Origin of the sequence: Candidatus Sulfurimonas marisnigri (assembly GCF_015265475.1) — a bacterium.
In the GTDB taxonomy this organism is placed as follows: Bacteria; Campylobacterota; Campylobacteria; order Campylobacterales; family Sulfurimonadaceae; genus Sulfurimonas; species Sulfurimonas marisnigri.
This window is the reverse complement of sequence record NZ_CP054493.1, coordinates 918,296-939,503: the sequence shown is the minus strand read 5'-3', so window position 1 is coordinate 939,503 and position 21,208 is coordinate 918,296. Positions and strand designations below refer to the sequence as shown.

At 33.4% G+C, this 21,208-nt stretch carries 17 protein-coding genes, 6 tRNA genes and 1 pseudogene; 9 read left to right on the top strand and 15 right to left on the bottom strand.

Annotation, left to right across the window (positions count from 1 at the left end):
* Positions 1-2: 2 nt before the first annotated feature.
* Entirely contained in the window at positions 3-1,238 is a 1,236-nt protein-coding gene (locus HUE87_RS04775) for a glutamate-5-semialdehyde dehydrogenase (protein WP_194367585.1), read from the bottom strand.
* Between the two features lie 655 nt (positions 1,239-1,893).
* Here HUE87_RS04775 and HUE87_RS12885 point away from each other — a divergent pair.
* Both HUE87_RS12885 and HUE87_RS12880 read left to right on the top strand, forming a co-directional pair.
* Positions 1,894-2,058 carry an NAD(P)-binding domain-containing protein gene (locus tag HUE87_RS12885; protein ID WP_347401022.1) on the top strand — a complete coding sequence of 55 codons (165 nt, stop codon included), beginning with the start codon at positions 1,894-1,896 and terminating at the stop codon, positions 2,056-2,058.
* Between the two features lie 266 nt (positions 2,059-2,324).
* A pseudogene (locus tag HUE87_RS12880) lies at positions 2,325-2,651 on the top strand (pyrroline-5-carboxylate reductase dimerization domain-containing protein).
* Positions 2,652-2,691: 40 nt separating this feature from the next.
* Here the strand turns inward: HUE87_RS12880 and thrC are convergent.
* The 7 genes from thrC to HUE87_RS04735 all read right to left on the bottom strand — a co-directional run bounded on the left by thrC (position 2,692) and on the right by HUE87_RS04735 (position 10,726).
* Complete coding sequence (gene thrC / locus HUE87_RS04765) at positions 2,692-4,164, bottom strand: threonine synthase (RefSeq protein ID WP_194367584.1); 1,473 nt, start codon at positions 4,162-4,164, stop codon at positions 2,692-2,694.
* A gap of 421 nt (positions 4,165-4,585) precedes the next feature.
* Positions 4,586-5,806: a murein hydrolase activator EnvC family protein gene (locus HUE87_RS04760; RefSeq protein WP_194367583.1), complete on the bottom strand. Its 1,221-nt coding sequence runs from the start codon at positions 5,804-5,806 to the stop codon at positions 4,586-4,588.
* Positions 5,803-6,615, bottom strand: a complete 813-nt coding sequence (locus tag HUE87_RS04755) for a cell division protein FtsX (protein ID WP_194367582.1) — start codon at positions 6,613-6,615, stop codon at positions 5,803-5,805. The genes HUE87_RS04760 and HUE87_RS04755 overlap by 4 nt, the downstream gene beginning before the upstream one ends.
* Positions 6,602-7,273 carry a cell division ATP-binding protein FtsE gene (locus HUE87_RS04750; RefSeq protein WP_194367581.1) on the bottom strand — a complete coding sequence of 224 codons (672 nt, stop codon included), beginning with the start codon at positions 7,271-7,273 and terminating at the stop codon, positions 6,602-6,604. Before HUE87_RS04750 ends, HUE87_RS04755 begins: the two co-directional genes overlap by 14 nt.
* Positions 7,266-8,438 carry a tRNA (guanosine(46)-N7)-methyltransferase TrmB gene (trmB, locus tag HUE87_RS04745; protein ID WP_194367580.1) on the bottom strand — a complete coding sequence of 391 codons (1,173 nt, stop codon included), beginning with the start codon at positions 8,436-8,438 and terminating at the stop codon, positions 7,266-7,268. Before trmB ends, HUE87_RS04750 begins: the two co-directional genes overlap by 8 nt.
* A gap of 13 nt (positions 8,439-8,451) precedes the next feature.
* Positions 8,452-9,804 (bottom strand): fibronectin type III domain-containing protein, encoded by a 1,353-nt coding sequence (locus HUE87_RS04740; RefSeq protein ID WP_229855227.1) that lies wholly within the window; start codon positions 9,802-9,804, stop codon positions 8,452-8,454.
* Positions 9,752-10,726 carry an RluA family pseudouridine synthase gene (locus HUE87_RS04735; protein WP_194367579.1) on the bottom strand — a complete coding sequence of 325 codons (975 nt, stop codon included), beginning with the start codon at positions 10,724-10,726 and terminating at the stop codon, positions 9,752-9,754. The genes HUE87_RS04740 and HUE87_RS04735 overlap by 53 nt, the downstream gene beginning before the upstream one ends.
* A 93-nt stretch (positions 10,727-10,819) precedes the next feature.
* On the opposite strand from HUE87_RS04735, the gene HUE87_RS04730 reads away from it, so the two are divergent.
* Entirely contained in the window at positions 10,820-11,932 is a 1,113-nt protein-coding gene (locus tag HUE87_RS04730; RefSeq protein ID WP_194367578.1) for an FtsW/RodA/SpoVE family cell cycle protein, read from the top strand.
* Positions 11,933-11,991: 59 nt separating this feature from the next.
* Positions 11,992-12,405, top strand: a complete 414-nt coding sequence (locus HUE87_RS04725; RefSeq protein ID WP_194367577.1) for a bacteriohemerythrin — start codon at positions 11,992-11,994, stop codon at positions 12,403-12,405.
* 24 nt (positions 12,406-12,429) lie between these two features.
* On the opposite strand, the gene HUE87_RS04720 is transcribed toward HUE87_RS04725, so the two are convergent.
* From HUE87_RS04720 to HUE87_RS04690, 7 genes are all read right to left on the bottom strand, one after another.
* A tRNA-Asp gene (locus tag HUE87_RS04720) sits at positions 12,430-12,506 on the bottom strand.
* Between the two features lie 48 nt (positions 12,507-12,554).
* Positions 12,555-12,630, bottom strand: a tRNA-Val gene (locus HUE87_RS04715).
* Between the two features lie 28 nt (positions 12,631-12,658).
* Positions 12,659-12,734 (bottom strand) — tRNA-Glu (locus HUE87_RS04710).
* Between the two features lie 28 nt (positions 12,735-12,762).
* A tRNA-Val gene (locus HUE87_RS04705) sits at positions 12,763-12,838 on the bottom strand.
* Positions 12,839-12,857: 19 nt separating this feature from the next.
* Positions 12,858-12,934, bottom strand: a tRNA-Asp gene (locus HUE87_RS04700).
* 22 nt (positions 12,935-12,956) lie between these two features.
* Positions 12,957-13,032, bottom strand: a tRNA-Lys gene (locus HUE87_RS04695).
* 74 nt (positions 13,033-13,106) lie between these two features.
* A complete protein-coding gene (locus HUE87_RS04690) occupies positions 13,107-14,195 on the bottom strand; it encodes a CinA family protein (RefSeq protein ID WP_194367576.1) in 1,089 nt (362 codons plus the stop codon).
* A 124-nt stretch (positions 14,196-14,319) separates the two neighbouring features.
* On the opposite strand from HUE87_RS04690, the gene ileS reads away from it, so the two are divergent.
* The 5 genes from ileS (at position 14,320) to guaB (ending at position 21,141) form a co-directional block, all read left to right on the top strand.
* The gene (gene ileS / locus HUE87_RS04685) at positions 14,320-17,082 is read left to right on the top strand and encodes an isoleucine--tRNA ligase (RefSeq protein ID WP_194367575.1); all 2,763 of its coding nucleotides are present in this window, start codon (positions 14,320-14,322) and stop codon (positions 17,080-17,082) included.
* Between the two features lie 201 nt (positions 17,083-17,283).
* Positions 17,284-18,627 carry an Asp-tRNA(Asn)/Glu-tRNA(Gln) amidotransferase subunit GatA gene (gene gatA, locus HUE87_RS04680; protein ID WP_194367574.1) on the top strand — a complete coding sequence of 448 codons (1,344 nt, stop codon included), beginning with the start codon at positions 17,284-17,286 and terminating at the stop codon, positions 18,625-18,627.
* 212 nt (positions 18,628-18,839) lie between these two features.
* Complete coding sequence (locus tag HUE87_RS04675; protein ID WP_194367573.1) at positions 18,840-19,262, top strand: hypothetical protein; 423 nt, start codon at positions 18,840-18,842, stop codon at positions 19,260-19,262.
* A 66-nt stretch (positions 19,263-19,328) separates the two neighbouring features.
* Positions 19,329-19,583, top strand: a complete 255-nt coding sequence (locus HUE87_RS04670) for a hypothetical protein (protein WP_194367572.1) — start codon at positions 19,329-19,331, stop codon at positions 19,581-19,583.
* 112 nt (positions 19,584-19,695) lie between these two features.
* Complete coding sequence (guaB, locus tag HUE87_RS04665) at positions 19,696-21,141, top strand: IMP dehydrogenase (RefSeq protein ID WP_194367571.1); 1,446 nt, start codon at positions 19,696-19,698, stop codon at positions 21,139-21,141.
* Positions 21,142-21,208: the final 67 nt, after the last annotated feature.

Here is a 21,208-nt window from a genome sequence, read left to right as displayed (position 1 = left end):
TGTTATTTTCTTATTTGACCACTACCATATATTTTAAACTTATATGTTGTGAGTCCTTCTATTCCCATAGGACCTCTTGCATGTAGCTTATTTGTACTTATTCCAACTTCTGCACCAAAACCAAATGCTCCGCCATCTGTAAAACGAGTTGAAGCATTTACATAAACAACAGCTGCGTCTATAGAATTTAAAAACTTCTCTGCTACGGTTATATTTTCAGTGATTATAGCTTCTGAGTGTCCTGATGTAAACTTCACTACATGCTCAATTGCGCCATCAACTCCATCAACTACTTTTATATTTAAAATATTTGCTAAATACTCAGTGTCATAATCTTTATCAGTAGCATTTGCCACTTCAATTATACTTTGAGTTTTAATACACCCTTTTAACTCTGTGTGAGCCCTGTCGAATTCTGATTTTAACTTTGGCAGTGCATCCGCTGCTATAGCACTATCTACTAATAACGTTTCCATAGCGTTGCAAACACCAGGTCTTTGCACTTTTGCATTTATTGCAATAGCAATTGCATTATCAAGCTTGGCATCTTTATCTATATATGTGTGACACTGACCTTTATCGTGTTTAACAACACTTACGGTTGCATTATCACAAACATATTTAATAAGCCCTGCCCCACCACGAGGAATAATTAAATCAACATACTTATCCATTTTAATAAGTTTAGCAACACCCTCTCTTGAAGAGTCTGGTATAAGTGAAATCAAAGACACAGGTAAGTTATTTGTAGATAAAACTGCCTGAAGTACTTTTGCAATCGCTTTATTAGAATTCTCAGCCTCTTTACCTCCCTTTAGTACACATACATTAGAGCTTTTAAAGCACAGTGCTGCAGTATCACTTGTGACATTAGGGCGAGATTCATAGATAATTCCTATTACACCAATAGGTATAGAAGTTTTTTCTATTTTAAGACCATCTTCTGTCACCCAACCATCAATTACACGGCCAACTGGTTCTTTAAGTGCTGCTATCTCTTCAACAGCCACAGCCATGCCTTCTATGCGTGACTCATCTAAAAGTAGTCTATCTTTTAGAGCCGTGCTTAAATCGTTTTTGTCAGCATCAGACATATCAAGTGCATTTGCTTCAAGTAAGTCCATTGTATTACTTCTCAGAGCATTTGCCATATCTTTTAATATTCTATTTTTTTCTGACCCACTTAAAGTAGATAAGATTCTACTTGAAGATTTTGCTTCTTCTAAAAATTTTTCCATTTTTATGTATCCTTATAATATATATCTTTTAGTTCAAATAGCGCGTCTAATTTATGCTCAGCATGTAAAAGAAATGATTCTGCAGAGAAGAAATCAAAGCCATTAATCAAAAAAATCTTTATTTCATTTTACCTTTGTTTAGATATTTTAGCATATTCTAATTAACGCTATCTTTAATAATAGCTGTTCTTTAACCCCTAGATTTACTTAACGATCATAACTGTCTGAAATACTTTGTTCAATATAGTAATGCATTAACTCAATTCTTCCATATCTCTACTAAATTTATCTTCTTCATACGGATAATATTACTAAGTCCTCTTATATTTGTATAGTCATACTCTTTTGAGAATTCTGCCTCAATCCAATAAGAAAAATTATTAGAATATTTAAATACTTTATTTATTTCTTCCTTAAATCTACCAGCTTTTGATAGCGAGATTCTAAATAAATGGTTTTAACATGTACGGATTATCATTAGATATATTCATTTAACTTCTTTTATATAATAATTATTACCAAGATGCTTTACTAGCACAAAATTTGCAACTTTAGTCGCCTTAACGGCGCAAGCGAAGATGAAGGGACTTGTTCCTTTATCGAACTCATAAAATGGAGGCTTCCTTCATTACATGTAATAAAATTAAGGAATAATATGAAAACTATCACTTTTATTGGAAATGGGAATATGGCACTTAGTATTGCCAAGGGTCTAAAAGAGAACTATAAGATTGAAGTTATTGGTAGAAACTTAGAAAAACTAAATAAATTTGAAGATGAGTTAGGTGTTGAAATTACAAAGAAACTTATGGATAACTGAAGTGCAGAAGGCAAAACAGCAATGTTTTGTGTAAAGCCTGCGAATGTTGAAGAGGTATCTAAAAAACTACAAGGTCGTGCAAGAGTAGTCTACACTGTTCTTGCTGGGAACTACAGTTGAAAAACTAAGAACAAATCTAAACCAATGGCTGTAGTTAGAACTATGCCAAACTTGTGCGTAAGTGTAAACAGATCTATGACAACCCTCACTGGAGATTTAGAGTTTAAAGAAGAAGCACATGAGCTCTTGGAGCAATTGGTTCAACAATATGGTTATCAAGCGATAAAGAGCTGGATATTGCCACAGCATTAGCTGGAAGTGGTCCTACTTACCTAGCACTTATTGCCGAAGCACTCACTGACGGTGCTGTAAAACAAGGTCCCAGAAGGGATGATGCTATGAATATTATGTAAGGCTTATTTGGTGGTTTTGGTGAGCTTATACAAGTTATCCACCCTGCACTACTAAAAGACGGCGTTATGAGCCCAGGTGGAACTACTGCAGCTGGCTACGGTGCACTAGAAGACGGAAATGTAAGAGCTGCATGTATAAATGCTGTTGAGAAAGCCTATAAAAAAGCCACCGAGCTATAAAACAACTTTTACATGTAGAGAAATAACTGCTACATATAAATTATAAAAACTTTAATATCTCTTTTTCAATATCTTCTTTTTCTATAATAGTATTTTGTACTACCTCTTTGTCAAAAAGACCTTTAACCATATCTGGTATATCTAGCTTTGCAACTTTAGAAATAGACTCTAGCGCTTCAATATCATGGGCATCTAATTCACCAGTTAAAGCATTAGCAATTACTGGTGAAAATTTTGTCCACTCTGCTGTTGAATACGCTATAGTTTTTATTTCAGGACTTGAGCAAGTTTCATAAGATTTCATACATGTAGCCGTATGTGGATCCATAAGATAACCATCATTATAAAATGTATCTTTAATATACTTCTTACCCTCTTCTCCATTACAAAAGTCAGCATCGAAACTGTTTTGAAGCCTTACAAGTTCATCTTGTGTCAATTCATAAAAGTTTTTAGTTTCTAAATCTTCCATAAGCTCTCTTGTTCTCTCAAGCCCGAACATATCGTACAAGATTCTTTCAACATTTGATGATTTTAAAATATCCATGGCAGGTGAAGTTGTACCTACTACATGTAAATCTCTCAAATCATATTTTCCAGTTTTAATAAGTTTAGTTAAAACGTTATTCTCGTTAGAAGATATAATAATCTTCTCAACAGGAACTCCCATCTTCCAAGCATAATATCCACCAAGGGCATTACCAAAATTTCCACTTGGAACATTTAAATAAACTTTTTCACCCATAACAGTAGCACCTTGACGAACTAACTCCAAATAACTATGAATATGATAAATAATTTGAAAAATGATTCTTCCAAAGTTTACAGAGTTTGCAGCTGAAAGAGAGATATTTTTAGTTTTTAATTCTGCTCTAAAATCATCAGAAGCCAGAAGTCTTTTCAGTGCATTTTGTGCATCATCAAAAACGCCATTTATTCCGATAACTTTCAAGTTTGGAGCATCTTCTGTAACCATCTGAAGTCTTTGAACATCACTAGTTCCACCATCTGGATAGAGACATGCAACCTGAACATTTGCACGATTTTTGAATGTCTCAAGAGCAGCAGGTCCAGTGTCCCCACTTGTTGCAGCCAAGATAAGATAATTTTCATTTCTTTTTTGCGCTATTGATGACAAAACAACACCAAAAGGCTGAAGTGCCATATCTTTAAAGGCGCGTGTCGGCCCGTGATAAAGCTCACTTATATAAAGATTTTCTTTTACTTTTTTAACAGGGACAGGATTACTAACGTCATCAAAATTGTCATATAAGTCTAACGCTTCTTTTATAACACTTTCATCAATATCAATCTCAAAACGACTCAACATATCTGATGCCAACTCTTTATATGAAGAATTAAGATGTTTGTTTAAAAATTCTTTCCCGAGTTCAGGTAAGTTCTCTGGCACATAAAGACCACCAAAAGAGGCAATAGGGCTTAAAATGGCTTGTGAAAATGTAACATATTGAGGTCTGTTTTTATCGTGTCCACGAGTTTGTATAAAGTTCATATTTTTCTCTATATTTAAATTTTTGAAATTATAACAAAAATTATATTTTTATACACTTTCTTATTTAAAATAGTAGCTGTTTAAAAATTCCTTCTCTTAACAGAAGTATCATCATATTTTAAAAAATTCACTAAAATACCAACAAGTAAAGCAGTCGCTACAATCTAATACCCAATCATCCAACAACATAAGGTATAAAAAGGAAATACAAAGAGTATACAACAGAGTCAAAGCCTTCTGGAGCCTCCTAGTAATCAGTAAGTTCAACTTTTTGCCAACCAAAAAAAACTAGATTTTTTTTCCACAACCTCACGCTGTTTTATATCACCAGACTTATCAAGCATTCAATTGTAGTACATTAAAAAAATATTCAATTTCATACCAATTACAGTAACTAAATAAATTTATAACGTTATTTTATTTATTGAAAAAGTTTTACAGGATTTATATGGAATGACTTTTGTGTAACCTCAAATATTAGCTCATCACTAACACGTCCAATTGTATAGCCCTTTTTAATTTTTTTACCTTTTTTAATATTGGGTGAAATTTGAGAGAGATTTGCATATATGGTGTGAAGCCCATATTTATGCTCTACAATTACTATATTATCTAGCACGGCCGTTTTATCAGCATAAATAATTTTACCATTAAATACAGTTTTAACTTTTGTGTTCTTTTTATTTGGTTTTAATGATATTGATTCATTAAATACTTTTATTCCATATATTGGGTCTGTATATGTTCCATATTTTTTAGTAATTTCATATGGACTAAAAGGTGAAATTGTTTTTAGACCCCTATATTTTTTTGTTTTTATAGCTTGATAACTGCTACCATGTTTTTTTACTTTTGGTAAATTTTTATCTAATATAATATTATTTGAGTTAAATGCCCTAGCTCTTTCAGCTTCTTGTTTTGCTTTTTTTATCTCATCTATTTTTATTATGTTTAATCTAGCTAAAGTTGTTTTAAGTGAATCTTGTTTTTTTAAGACTTTTTGTAACTCTTTTTTATATGAAGATTTTGCTACTTTTAAATTTTTAAGATCTTTTTTATTTTTTTCTTGGATATTTAGCATCTCTTTTCTTTTTCCATCAATTATTGCTATTTCTACCTCTAGAGTACTTACTTGAGCATTTACATCTTCTATATTTTTAGAGTTTATATAAAATTTATCATTTAGTTCTGTTATTTTCATTTTAGCATTTTTAAGCATTGCTCTAAGAACTTCAAATTCTATAAGTGACTCTTCACTTGTCGTATATTCCTCTTCTAAAATAACAGATAAAGAGACACTTTGCGCAATAGTAAAAACAAGTTCTTGTTCTAGTTTCTCTGAGTCCTCTTTTAAACTATTTTCTGATTTTTTTAGATTAGTTAACTCCGTGGTATTAACTTTATAACTAATTTCTTTTTGGGAGAGTTCATTTTTTAAATTTTTTAAATGTTTTTCCTGCATAGAGATTTCTAGTTTTTGTTCTAAAATTTCTTTTGCATTTTGAGCCATCTTTTGATTAATATTTTTATAGTTTTTCGAGTATGTATTTAACTTTGAACTTGTTTTTTTTATTTTACTATCAATATTGCTATTGGCATTTAAAACAAAAAATATTACACTAATTATTAGTAGATGATTCATACCTCTTCTTTATGCCCAAGAACTATAAAAGATGCTAAAAAAATTGATATAGACATAGCAACCGCCAAAAGTATGAAAAAATCTTCTAATGGATTAAAAATCACTATATTAATACCTATATTATTAAACTGTTCAATAATCCAAGCTGAGGAAGATATATAAGTAAAGATTCCAAATACTAAAATACTTGCTATTATTGCATCGACTATAGCAAGCCTAAATAAAACTGCTGAACGAAGCCACACAGCTGCACCGAAGAGACTCATAATACTCATACGCTCATTATGTTTATACTGCCAAATTTTAAGCTCTTTGAATATAAGAAGAACAGTAACAACAAAGACCACAAGAGCAAAAACAAAAACAACATTCTTAAATAAAAGCAAAAGTTTATAAGTTGTGTCATGTGTATGAGAAAAATCTTCAACTTTAGTAATCGATTTATTTCTTAACAAATCTTCTCTTAACCTATGTATCTCTTTTGGACTTGGATAATAAGCAAGTCTTAACTTATAAAATTTTGGTAAGGAGAGTTTTAACAGTTCTATGTATTTTGTTTTCATATTAGTGTTCAATCTTGCGATTACAGCATCTGCGGACAACTCTTCTGCACTTGATATTATTTTATTAATATCTAAAATACTACTATTTGTTAATTTAATTTTACTAACGACTATAACTGAGTAACTTGTAGATAAATTTATTTTATATGCGTCTATTGAACGCTCTGCAATAAAGAAAATCTGAATTGAAAAAATTATGCTTAAAAGCGCTAATACAAGCGAGAGGTGATTTCTAATTGACTTCACGAATACTCCCATATTCAATGTTAAAATGTTTATAATCAACTTTTAAAGAGTGAGGTATTTTGTGTGTAACAACTATAACTGTTGTATTTAGCTGCTCATTAGCACCTTCAAGAAGATTCCAGATTAACTGAGATGAGTAATCATCAAGATTACCAGTAGGTTCATCTGCAAGAATTAGTATTGGATTGTGTGCAAGTGCTCTAGCCATTGCAACTCTCTGCTGTTCGCCACCACTAAGTTCTAATGGGCATTTTCCAGCTTGATGATTTAGTCTCACATGTTTTAATAAATTTTCAACTTGATTTTGAGCAATACTCTTTACATATCCGTTTATAATGAGTGGAAGCATAATATTTTTCTCTATACTCCACTCTTTAACAAGTTTGTAATCCTGAAATACTATTCCTATATGTCGTCTTAAAAAATTTAGTTTAGATTTAGACACACCCTTTAACTCAACTCCTCCAACTATAAGGCTACCTTGCTTTGGTTTGAGAGCGCCGTATAAGGACTTCAAAAGTGTAGATTTTCCACTGCCACTAGCACCTGTAATAAAAACAAAACTGCCAGAGCTAATAGAAAAGTCAACTTGATTAATAATAGTTTCACTACTCGAGTATGATAGTGATAAATTTTTTGCAATTATCACTTTATCCATGAAGCATCTTTTCTAAAAATCTATGTGCTGAGAGGTTAGTATATGATTTTAGAGGAAGCGATGGAAAATACTCTGCAACTCCTTTGTTTATAATAAGATATAAATGTTCTGGCCTATCAAAGCTACCCATAGATAAACGAAGCATAACTCCATCTTTAATCTTATAAACTCTTTCAAAATGTATAAAACCTCCATCAAACTTTTTAACTTGCTTATGCAGTAATTCAATCTCTTGTGATGATAGTTCTACATGTGAAAAACTAAAATCACCTTCTATCGATAAATCTGGAGATTCTTCTTCATTTATCATAGTAATATCATAAATGTTTTTTTCCATCTTTTTCCATCTATCTTCATACTTGCTACTTATTGCAATATCTTTGTTTTTATTTATGTGAAGTATTGTTTTATTAAAGGCAATAAATGTCTCATAAGAGTAAGCATAATAGTTTTCACTATCTGTTCTAAGTTCAAGCTGCCCACCAACTTTTAATACTCTATTTGCTTCTTTAATAAAAGAGGTAGAAATAACTCTTCTATGAGGTTTTTTATCCCATGGTACTGGAAAATGAACATAAACCTTTCCTACAATATTTGATGGAATCAATTCCATAAAAAGTCTGGCATCATAATCAAGTACCAGTAAGTTATCTAAATTCTGAATTGTTATTTGCTTTAGTACCTGTTCTATAGATGGTCTATGTATCTCTATACCAATAAATAAAATATCTGGATTCTGAGCAGCTTGATGTAAGACATGCCTTCCTGAACCAAAGCCAACTTCTATTCTAACCTCTTTGTCAGGTTTAAAATTTGAAGCGAAATATTCTACTTTTTTTAAAGAACTAATCTCTTCAAGATGAATATTCTTTTGTTGCTCTGGTACATTGGAGCTTATAATATCTAGTTTTGCAAGTTTAGCGTAGGCCAGAAGTGCTTTGTGTACGTTAAAAATTGAAGCGGGTCTTGTTAATTTATCAGACTTCAACAGACTTCTATTATCTTCTTCTTTTACAAGTAAGAAAAAGTCATCACCATCAAGAGTTACAGAGATAAGTTTCTCTTCATCATGATTTATATTATCTGCTATAAAATTAAACGAAACTCCATCTTCGCTTAATGGAAACTCTATCTCTTTAAATTCTGATATATGTAAATGTGGCATTATTCTCGTTCTTTTAGTTAAAATCTTGTAATGGTGTAATTAAGTCTTTTTTAGAGTTTACTTGCTCTTTTTCCAATGTCTTAGGAGATTGTTTAAATGCATCTTTAACTAATACATCTCCAACTTTAAGTTCAACTTCAATACTAGGTTCAGATTTAAGGCCATTGATATCTACACCAAACACTTTATAGTAATAAATTTTATCTGACTCTATCTCTGAGTCTATAAACTCTACACCATTAATACCTTCGAAATCTGCGATTGATTCATCAAATAAACTTTTTTTATACCTCTTTTGAACAATATAGCTTTTAATCCTAGGGTCTTCTTTGCTCCATGATATTTTGACTTTACCGTCAATTAATTTTGCCTCAACCAATGAAGGTGTTTTTGGTTTAATCAACGTTATACCCATTACAGACTGTTTATCATTTTTACTCTCTAAACCGTCTTTATCTACTACACTTACCCTGTAAAAGTACTGTTTTCCATCTTCTTCAATTGTATCAATATAAGAGTTGTTCACTAGAATTGCTAACAATGTATAACTTCCATCTATATTTGAAGCCCTATATAAATTATATTTTAAAAAATCTTCTGCTTCACTTTTTTCCCACCGAATTTCAATTCTTCTAGAAAGATCAGTTGTTGCGCTTATTTTATTTATATCTTGAGGCAGTGCCTTTGTTGTAACTTTCACCTCTTCACTTGGCTTTGAAGTAATACCATCATAAGTATAGGCACGTATACGATATATATAGGTATACTTATCTTTTAGCTTGTCATCTATATACTCTGCACTTAGTCTTCCATCAACCGTTGCAATATCTGTCCAGACATTTTCTTCCAAAGTTCTTCTTTGAATTATATATGCCTTTACTTTTTGGTTTGTATGCGGTCTCCAGATTATTTTTGCACTTCTTGGCATGCCCGTTCCTGCGTAGAGCCATGTAACTGAGTCCATAACATCAAGAGATGTCAATACGGTTGATTTACTTGGTGTTGATTCTGCATTGTCACTGTAAGTTTTAAAATAATACCTATATTTTGAGCTGGGTTTAATATTTAAATCAAGATAGTGGGTAGAAAAACGGCTATTTACAGTATCATAGTACTCATCTTTGCTATTGAATTTTTCATCCAGCGGCACCTTGTAGATATAAATACCTTTAACTCTTTGATCTTCTATTAATCCCCACTCAAGAGCTATAGCATTACTCTCAAGTATAGTTCCGCTTTGAGTAAGATTGACTAACGGCAGTGATGCATCAACAGTCGGCTCTTTTTTTGGTGTAGGTTTAGCGCCACAACCACTAAGAATCAGCAGTGAAGCTGTGCAGAATGTAACTAGGGTCAATAACTTCATTTATTTGCTCCGGATTGAATTTTTTATCCATATACTCTCTCATATCTGCATCAAATGGTGCAATAAAAGATAGTTTTTCCTTGCTCGTTGGATGGATAAAGTATATTATATAAGCGTGAAGCAAAATTCGTTCCGATTTCTCTTGTTTTGGGCTTACAGCATAAATATGGTCACCAATTATATGACGATTTATACTCTCCAAATGAACACGGATTTGATGAGTTCTACCAGTAAATAGCTTACATGCAACAAGTTGATTTTTTTCATCACTTGAAAGAGTCAGAGCTTTAAACATTGTCGTAGCATTTTTGCCATTATTGTCTGAGCATGCCATTTTAAGCCTATTGCTAACACTTCTAGCTATATGTTTATCTATAGTAGTTATATCATCTTTTAGAGGTGGGTTAATAACTGCAATATAATATCTTCCCATACTCTTATCTTGAAGTTGCGCTGATAAAAATTCATGAGCTTCATTATTCTTAGCAACTACCATAGTACCACTTGTCCCTTTGTCTAGTCTATGGACTATACCGTGTCGCTCTTCTCCACTTATTGTTGAGAGTCTGATTCCTTTATGTTTAAGCCAATCAACCAAGGTCGCTTCTTTTACACTTGGAGCTGGATGAACTGTAACACCAGTTGGTTTATTAATAACCAATACATCATCATCTTCATAAAGTATTTCAACATCAAAATCAATTTCTAAGGCTGGTTTTTTATCAACGTATGGAAACTCAACTCTTACATTTTGGTTTGCTTTTAGCTTGACACCGGCACGAGCAACTATTTTATCATCAACATATACACACTCTTTTTTAATTAACTGTGCTATTTGTGAACGACTCTGACCTATTTCAGACGCCAAAAATATATCTAAGCGTTGTGCTTCTTCGCAAACATAACTTTCTACTTCACCCATTTTCTAGACCTTTTTTAAAGAAACTTATTTATATACAAGACCGCTACTACTAGTTTTGTGATACAATTTCATAATTTATTTTGGAGTTACAACTTGTGGAGAATTGATAAACGTATTTTAGCACAATTTGATTTTTTTTCTATTATCTTAATTATTCCACTAATCATAACTTCAAACTGGCTGATAGGCGAGGTAGTTCCTGCTCTTGCCCAGAAGCAAACAGCCTATATTGGTGTAGCTTTTTTAGCGTTTATTGGTGTATTTTTGCTCCCCATTCGCAGAATGAGTTGGCTTATCCCTCTAATATACTGGATAAATATCGGTCTGCTATTGGCAGTTGAATTTTTTGGTCATGCCAGACTTGGTGCACAAAGATGGATTGAGATACCATTTATAAATGCAACCATACAGCCCTCTGAATTTGTCAAACCAGCTCTTATATTAATGCTTGCATATCTTATATATAGAAATCCTCCTCCAACACAAGGTTATAGAATAAAAGATTTTTTGAAAATTAGCTTTTATATACTTTTGCCTTTTATACTTATAGTAAAAGAGCCTGACCTAGGTACCGCTTTAGTTCTTCTTCTAATTGGCTATGGAGTTCTTTTTTTTATAGGTGTATATTGGAAAATATGGGCCGTGATCATAGGAACTATACTACTCTCTTCACCACTTGTGTATCAATATTTACTACATGACTATCAAAAACTTAGAATAAAAGACTTTTTAAGTGAAAAACCCTCTTATCATGTGAGACAATCAATAATTGCCATTGGTTCAGGTGGATTAACAGGCAAATCAAAAGATGAAGCCACACAAACACAAATGAGATTTTTACCTATCGCTACAAGTGACTTTATCTTTGCCTTTCTTGTTGAGAGAAGTGGTTTTTTAGGTGCTTTAGGAATTATACTAATATATGTAATGCTTATCTTACATTTGTTGAGTTTGAGTATCTTTAACACTGATTATTATATAAAAGTAGTAACTATATCTATATCATTTATGATATTTATTTATATGGGTGTTAATATCGCAATGACGATAGGATATGCACCTGTTGTTGGACTACCACTGCCAATGTTCAGCTATGGGGGAAGCAGTTTTTTAAACTTTATAATTCTTTTTGCTATTATGCAAAATCTCATAACCTTTAGATATAAAGATATGTATGATGCAAGAGGAACTAAAAGTTTTTTATAGTACCTATTATATATTTATATTTAATTTTTTATATATTATAATAAATACAAAGGATTTATATGCAAATAAATGATGAACTAAAATGGAACAATGTATACAGTGTAGGAATAGAAAGTATTGACACTCAGCATAAAAAACTGTTTGAAATAGTAAATCGTTTGTTTGCTATAGAAAACACTTCAGATAAGACAGAAGAGATTAAAAAAATACTATATGAGTTTAGTGATTACATGAGAACACATTTTGATGATGAAGAGAAGTATATGTTGTCAATTGGATATCCTGACATAAAAGAGCATATATTATTGCATCAAAATCTAGTTGAAAGTCTTGCATCAGTTATGAATACTCCTGCAGACATAGAGACTATAAAAACAAAGATGAATGTTATTGCTAAAGAAATTCTGGTAAATCATATTGTAAAAGAAGATACCAAAATTTTGGCACATAAACTAGTTAAAAAATATAAATAATTATTGTTAAGTTGAAGTGAAAAGTGGCGCGGTGGACGAGACTCGAACTCGCGACCCCCTGCGTGACAGGCAGGTATTCTAACCAACTGAACTACCACCGCACCTATAATTAAAAAAATGTTTTACTAAAAATAAAACTTGTCACTAAATGGTGGGCACTACTGGACTCGAACCAGTGACATCTACCTTGTAAGGGTAGCGCTCTACCAACTGAGCTAAGCGCCCATTTATGACTTTTACTACACCAATTTTGTGGCGACCCCTAAAGGATTTGAACCTCTGTTCCTACCATGAAGTGATAGTGTCCTTGGCCACTAGACGAAAGGGTCACTTTCATAAACAATAAGGTTTACACTATGGTGGGCACTACTGGACTCGAACCAGTGACATCTACCTTGTAAGGGTAGCGCTCTACCAACTGAGCTAAGCGCCCATATTAAACAAAAAACTAATGGCGCGGTGGACGAGACTCGAACTCGCGACCCCCTGCGTGACAGGCAGGTATTCTAACCAACTGAACTACCACCGCATAATTATTTTTTAGTTTAAAATGGTGTCCTGTGATGGATTCGAACCATCGGCCACATCATTAAAAGTGACGTGCTCTACCAGCTGAGCTAACAAGACGTTTTCCTCTATTTGTTAAGAGGTCGAAATTATAGACAAATAGATTTCAATTGTCAAGACATAAAGAGCTAAATTTAAAAAAACATATCTTTATCTACCAATAGCAACATTTTAATGGCAAAAAGTACGCTCTGATGCTGAATATAGTTTCTATCTCCGCTTAAATTTAGATGCTCTTCTATGTGCTGAGTTTTGCTTCGTACACCTATATATATTGTACCTACTGGTTTATCCTCAGTTCCTCCGCCCTCACCAGCAATACCACTTATAGATATTGAATAATCAGAACTACTGACATTCATAGCACCCTCACTCATTTCTAAGACAACTTCTTTACTTACAGCACCACTCTTAACAAGTGTACTGTTCTCAACCCCAAGCCAGTTTTCTTTTAGTGCATTTGAATAAGTAACTAATGAGCCATCGAGCATTTTAGATGCTCCATTATGCTTTGTAAAGTAGTAAGCTAAAAGACCTCCTGTACAACTCTCAGCAAAACTTAGTTTCTTTTGATTTGTAGATAATTTATTGATTATATACCCTACAACACAAGATGCTGATATAAGTTTTTTTGGCAACAGTTGCTTTGCTGAATTTATAAACTTAGATATATCTCCATATTTTTTACTTCTAACATCTATTCGAAGCCATCCATCAATTATATTTACTATATCAATATGTACGTCGTATGTTTGTGCAATTGGACTAAGTACTGCAATAGCACTCTCTTTATCCTCTTCAAAAAGATGCAATGTAGCTTTAGAATCATGAAAGTGCAGTAGTATTTCTGGAAGTTTTTGCATCTCGTCTACATGTAGAACATTTATTTGAGAGTTATTGTACTCTAAGAGATAACTTCCATCCTCAAAAACTGAACACTTAGACGGTATAAGCATATTATCTTTTAAAATCTGATTATCACTAGTTGCTGTACATATAACCTTCCCTATAGTTGAGAAATGCTGTTTTGTTGTTACTACAATTAATTGATTTAATGAGTTAAGTTCCTCCTCTAAATATAAAAAAAGAGAGTTATCACTCTCCCTGAAGAATGTTATAGAATCAATAAAATCTGTTTTTTGTTCAATTTTTCTTATTACATACTCCTTTAATGGAGTGTTATATATAAATTTATTTCCAATGAATATAAGATGTAGTTTCATATTGTATAAAGCCCTCTTCAGCAGATTGTGTTTGCTTATTATAGCACTGTTTTTACTATTTAAAGTGGTATTTAAAGACATAAAAGATACAATGCAAAAATTTTAATACACTTTTGAGGTACAGATGGACTACAAAGACACACTACTTTTACCTACTACAGACTTTGCCATGAGAGGCAATTTAATAAACAATGAACCAAAAAGATATGCTGCTTGGGATGAGAATAAGATATATGAGAAAATGAAGAGCAAGCGTAAAGGTGCTCCAAGCTTTACTCTTCATGATGGACCTCCATATGCAAATGGAAATATACATATTGGTCATGCTTTAAATAAGATTCTAAAAGACATCATAATCAAACACAACTACTTCAATGGCAAATCTGTTCGCTTTACTCCGGGTTGGGATTGCCATGGTCTTCCAATAGAGCAACAAGTTGAGAAAAAGCTTGGTGGAAAACAGAAAAAAGAGCTTTTAGAGACTGCAAAAGTTAGAGAGCTTTGTCGTGAGCACGCTGCTAAATTCGTTGATATTCAAAAAGAAGAGTTCAAGCAACTTGGAATCTTGTCTGACTGGGAAAATCCATACGTAACTATGGACTATAAATTTGAAGCAAATATATACAGAACACTTTGTAGTGTTGCTAAAAAAGGTCTTTTAATTGAACGTAGCAAACCTGTTTTTTGGTCTTGGGCTGAAAGAACGGCTCTTGCAGAAGCAGAAGTTGAGTATGAAGATAAAGAAGACTACTCAATGTTTGTTGCTTTTGAGCTTAGCTACGAGGCAAAAGTAAAGCTTGGTATAGAAGGAAAAGCTGCTCCGGTTATTTGGACAACAACACCTTGGACTATTCCGGCGAACACAGCTATCTCTTTAAATCCACATGAAGAGTATGTTTTAACTGATACTGGCTATATAGTTGCTAAAAAACTACTAAACCTACTAAATGAAACTGCTGTTTTGAGTGGACAGGTTGTTAAAACTTTTAAAGCTGTTGAGTTTGAAAACCTACTTGCTATAAACCCGCTAAACGGAAGAAACTCTCGTATAATTTTAGGAGAGCATGTTTTAGTTGAAAATGGAACTGGTTGTGTTCACACAGCGCCAGGTCATGGAGAAGATGACTACCGTGTTGGACTTATTTACGACTTAGAAGTTGTTATGCCTGTTGATGAAACTGGCTGTTATGACAATACAGTTGTTCGTGATGGATTAATTCCTAATGCTGAGGAGTTCGTTGGAAAACATATTTTTAAATGTAATGAAGCAATACTTGAACTTATGGGAGAGAGTGTTCTACATGTATCTAAATTTATGCACTCATACCCACACTGCTGGAGAAGTCACACTCCGTTAATCTTCCGTGCAACTAAACAGTGGTTTATCTCTGTTGATGAAAAGCCAGATGGTGAATACAACACTCTTAGAAACATCGCTCTTAGTGAAGTGGAAAAAACTCTTTTCTACCCACAAAGCGGAAAAAACAGACTAAAATCAATGGTTGAAAACCGTCCTGACTGGTGTATCTCACGTCAAAGAGACTGGGGAGTTCCAATCGCATTTTTTAGAGTGAAAGCAACTGGTGAGGTTTTACTTGATGAGAAGGTTTTAAACTTTACTGCAATGATTTTCGAGATGCAAGGGAGTGATGCTTGGTACTCAATGCCGATAGAGCAGCTTCTTTATCCAGGTTCAGGATACAAAGCGGATGAGCTTGAAAAAGTGACTGATATTTTAGATGTTTGGTTTGACAGTGGTTCAACTTGGAACTCAGTTTTAAAATCTCGTAATTATGATGCTGGCGAATATCAGGCAGATTTATATGTTGAAGGTTCAGACCAACATCGTGGCTGGTTCCAATCATCAATGTTTTTAAGTTGTGCTGTTGAGCACAAAGCACCTTATAAAGCAGTTCTTACTCACGGTTTCACAGTAGATGAAAAAGGTGAAAAGATGTCTAAATCTAAGGGTAACGTTATTGCCCCTGATAAGATTTTAAAAGAGTATGGAAGTGAGATACTTCGCCTTTGGGTAGCTTCAAGCGACTATCAAAGTGATTTGAAAATCTCTCAAGGGATCTTAAAACAGACTTCTGAAAACTATAGAAAACTTAGAAATACTTTTAGAATAATGTTGGCAAATATTAACGACTTAGAAACTCTGACTCCATACTCAGAGATGGGAGAGTTAGACAAATGGGTTTTAACTCACGCTAAAAATGTATTTAATACTGTTCATAAATCATTTAGCGAGTATAACTTTGTTCACGGTATGAGTCTTTTAAATAACTTCATTGTAAATGAATTAAGTGGAATTTATATAGATATAACAAAAGATTCTCTTTACTGTGACGGATTGAAAGATGCTAAAAGAAACTCTAGTCAAAGTGCAATGGCCATTATTACAAAATCTCTCTTAGTTTTAATAGCTCCAATATTGACATATACAGCAGATGAGATTATTGATAATGCTCCGTCAATTATTAAAGGTGATGCTGTAGATATCTTTGATTTTGTTTATGAAGAGATTCAAACTGGCGAATCAAGCTTTAATGCAGAGTATATGACTAAAGCCAGAGAAGGCTTTGGAACAATTGTTGATGCACTTAAAAAAGAAAAAATAATCAAAAACACTTTAGAGTTAGTTATTTCAACTGACTCACAAGTAGCTCTGAAAATGGATAAGACTGAAGCTGAAGATTGGTTTGTTGTATCTGGCATAGATGAAGACAATACAGAACAAGAGAGACTTGGAACTTTTAAAATAGATGACGATACTTTTGTTATATCTAAAGCAATTGAGCATAAATGTCCAAGATGTTGGAAATATCAGTCAGCTGATGAAGAGTCTACATGTAAGAGGTGTTCTAAGGTCTTAAATGCCTAATTTTTCCCAGCCCGTAGAGAGTTCATTTGTCATAGCTACAATTGCTGTGATATTTATTTTTATAGGCATTGGTATATTTGCAGTTAAACAATTCAAAAAATAAAAATATGTCGCTTTGGCGACAAGCTTTAGTGCCATAGCGGCTAGCGTAGAAAATGGGACTTTGTTCCTTTTTCATACAAAATAGACAAAGGAAGTTTAGTGATAACATTAAAAGAAGCCCTAAAATTATCTAAAGATGAATTAAAAAAATTTAAAGAAGATTTAAAATCTAAGATTGAAGCAAAACCTGAACTCAATGCATATCTTGACGTAAACAATGCTGGCGATGGTGTTCCAATAGCTATTAAAGACAATATTCAAGTACAAGACTGGTCTGTAACATCTGGATCAAACATTCTTCAAGGTTACATTGCTCCATATAACGCGACTGTAATCAACAAAATGGCAAAAGCAGGACTAACTCCTTTTGGTAGAACAAATATGGATGAGTTTGCTATGGGCTCAACTACAGAGTCTAGCTTTTATGGCAAAACTTTAAATCCTCACAATAGCGACTATGTCCCTGGAGGAAGTTCTGGTGGTTCTGCTGCTGCTGTTGCTGCTGGTTTAGCTATTGCTGCTCTTGGTAGTGACACTGGTGGAAGTATCCGTCAACCTGCTTCATTTTGTGGAATAGTTGGAATGAAACCAACTTACGGAAGAGTAAGCCGTTACGGATTAGGTGCTTACGCTTCTTCTCTTGACCAAATTGGACCTATGACACAAAACGTTGAAGATGCTGCAATTTTATATGACATAATCAGCGGTCATGATGAAAAAGATTCAACCTCTGTAAATATGAATGATAAAGTTTCAGATAAACTTGACGCTACTAGAAAACTAAAAATCGCTGTGCTTCCTAAGCATATTGAAAATGCAAGTGAAGATATAAAAAAAGCTTATGAGCTAGCAATAACTGAACTTAAAAATGCAGGTCATGAGATAGTAGAGCGTGAGTTGATGGATGCTAAATTTGATATCTCTGCTTACTACATCACGGCAACTGCTGAAGCTACTACAAACTTAGCTAGATATGACGGCATACGTTATGGAAACCGTGTAACTGGTACAAATCTTGAAGATACTTTTATACAAACTAGAAGCAATGGTTTTGGTGATGAAGTTAAACGTCGTATATTACTTGGTAACTTCGTTCTTTCAAGCGGTTACTATGAAGCTTACTATGTAAAAGCACAAAAAACTAGACACATCATCAAAGACCAATATGCAAAAATATTTAAAGATGTAGATTTGATACTTTCTCCAATCGCACCTGGTACTGCACCTAAGTTCGGAGAGCTTAAAAATCCTATGGACATGTACTTAAGCGATTTATACTCTATTAGTGTAAACCTTGCAGGACTCCCCGCCCTTTCACTACCAATCAACAAAGGCGAAAACGGCATGCCAGTTGGACTTCAACTAATTGCTAAAGCTTACGATGAGCAGACACTTTTTGACGGTGCTCTTAGTTTAGAGAAGCAGATTAACTACACTAAATAAAACTCTACATGTAAAGGGCTTCTTTGCCATTTGCATGTTAATTTTAAACTACTATTAGAAAAACTTAAAATGTAAAGACCAAATAACAATCTACATCAAAAAAAACATATTTATTATAATCGTTCTCTTTAAAAAAATGCCACATTATTATATAATAACGAAATAGACTCTAAACAGTCTTTAAGCAACAACCAGTTAGTAATGGAGAGAACATGCATGAACTTGATGAACCACTTAACCAATACAATCTGCATCAAGCAATAACATCTGACTCTATTTATGAATATATGAAGTGGAAGTTTCCTGACATAAAACTAGAGAGCTACGATGAACAGTTAAAAGATTTGGAATCAGGAATAAGACTAGACACACTTGATATTTTGGATGAACTACTTGAAAGAGCAAAACCATTTTATGAGAAAATCAAACAGCATATGGGTTCTTCTCATTCAGCAGGTGGATTTCTTGCTTATTCATATGCAATGATAGATAAAGATTGGGTAAAAGATAATGAATATTATAATTATGAACTTCGTCGAGTAATAAACTCTGAGTGGGAAGAAGAAGACCTAGCCTTAATTGTTGAATGTCGAGAAAAATTAAATGGTTTCTTTTTAGAACTACACTCCGTTTAATATACAAACGAGAACAGATATTGCTGCTACATGTAGAAGAAAAATCATGATTACAAAGAGGCAAAAATGGCTATATATACTAGTAATGGCAAAGAATTGCTTAATGTTGAGTATGACGATATAGTAGAAATAAACGATACAGTAGATGGTATGAGGGTTATCTCAAAAGATGTACGCGGAGATGAGTATGCTGTCTTTATGCTGGAACTAAACGGCAATATTTGCTGTTATGTTTTTGATGAAGTTTTTGTTATTGGTAGAGTTAGCGGATTTGAGACTCTTAATGATGCAATCCAAGCTTGGAAAAACCATGAAATATAACTATATTTAGAGAGTACAAAAAACGATTTACCTATTTTTAACCACAAAAAAGCTATAATCCAAAAATTATAAAGAAATAAGCATATTATATTCTTAGCACCAAAGGATAACCATGAGAATTCGTAAAAAAGCACTGACATTCGAAGATGTATTATTAGTACCTCAGTATTCTGAAGTACTTCCAAAAGAGGTTTCTATAGGAAGTAAGCTAACTCGTAACATTTCACTTAAGATTCCTATGGTTTCTGCTGCGATGGATACTGTTACTGAGTATAGAGCAGCAATTGCTATGGCTAGACTTGGCGGTATCGGAATTATCCATAAAAACATGGATATTGAGGCTCAATGTAAACAGATAAAAAAAGTAAAAAAGAGTGAGAGCGGGATTATTATAGACCCTATTTATGTTCATCCAGATGCAACTCTAGCAGATGCAGATGCATTAATGAGTGAATATAAAATCTCTGGAGTACCTGTTATTGATGCTCACAACAGGCTGTTAGGTATTTTAACAAACCGTGATATGAGATTTGAAAAAGACATGAGCAAACGTGCAGATGAAGTTATGACAAAAATGCCTCTTATCACTGCCGAGAATGGCATATCTTTAGATGATGCTGCAGATATTATGCACAAACATAAAATAGAAAAACTACCTATTATTGATAAAGATGGATTTTTAAAAGGTCTTGTTACTATCAAAGATATTAAAAAACGCATAGAGTATCCTAATTCAAACAAAGATGCTTTTGGCAGACTTGTTGTTGGCGGAGCAATTGGTGTTGGTCAATTTGACCGTGCAAAAGCACTTGTTGATGCTGGCTGTGATGTTTTAGTACTTGACTCAGCTCATGGTCATTCAAAAGGTATTTTAGATACTGTAAGAAAAATAAAAGAGACAATGGAAGTTGATGTTATTGCAGGAAATATTGCAACAGCTGAAGCAGTGGAAGCACTTATTGAAGCTGGAGCAGATGCAGTAAAGGTTGGTATAGGACCTGGTTCTATTTGTACTACAAGAATTGTTGCTGGCGTAGGTGTTCCACAAATGTCTGCAATTGCTGAGTGTGCTGAAGCTGCGAGAAAACACGGTGTTCCTGTTATTGCAGATGGTGGTATAAAATACTCAGGTGACATTGCTAAAGCTTTAGCAGTTGGTGCATCTTGTATTATGGCTGGCTCACTTTTAGCTGGTACTGAAGAGTCACCAGGAGAGACAATCATGTTTCAGGGTCGTCAGTATAAATCATACCGTGGTATGGGAAGTATTGGTGCTATGCAAAAAGGTTCAAATGACAGATATTTCCAAGAAGGAACTGCAGCTGATAAGTTAGTTCCAGAAGGAATTGAAGGTCGTGTACCATTTCGTGGAAGCATTGCTGGAATTGTTCACCAGATGATGGGTGGACTTCGCGCTTCAATGGGCTACTGCGGCAGCAAGAACATAGAAACTTTTTGGGATAAAGCAGAGTTCGTTGAGATAACAAGTGCAGGACTTAAAGAGAGCCATGTTCATGATGTTATTATTACTCAAGAAGCACCTAATTACCAAATATAACTACAATCTCCTCACCCCAAATCTTTAGAGCATTTTTTTGCTCTAAATAGATATTTAAAAAAATTAA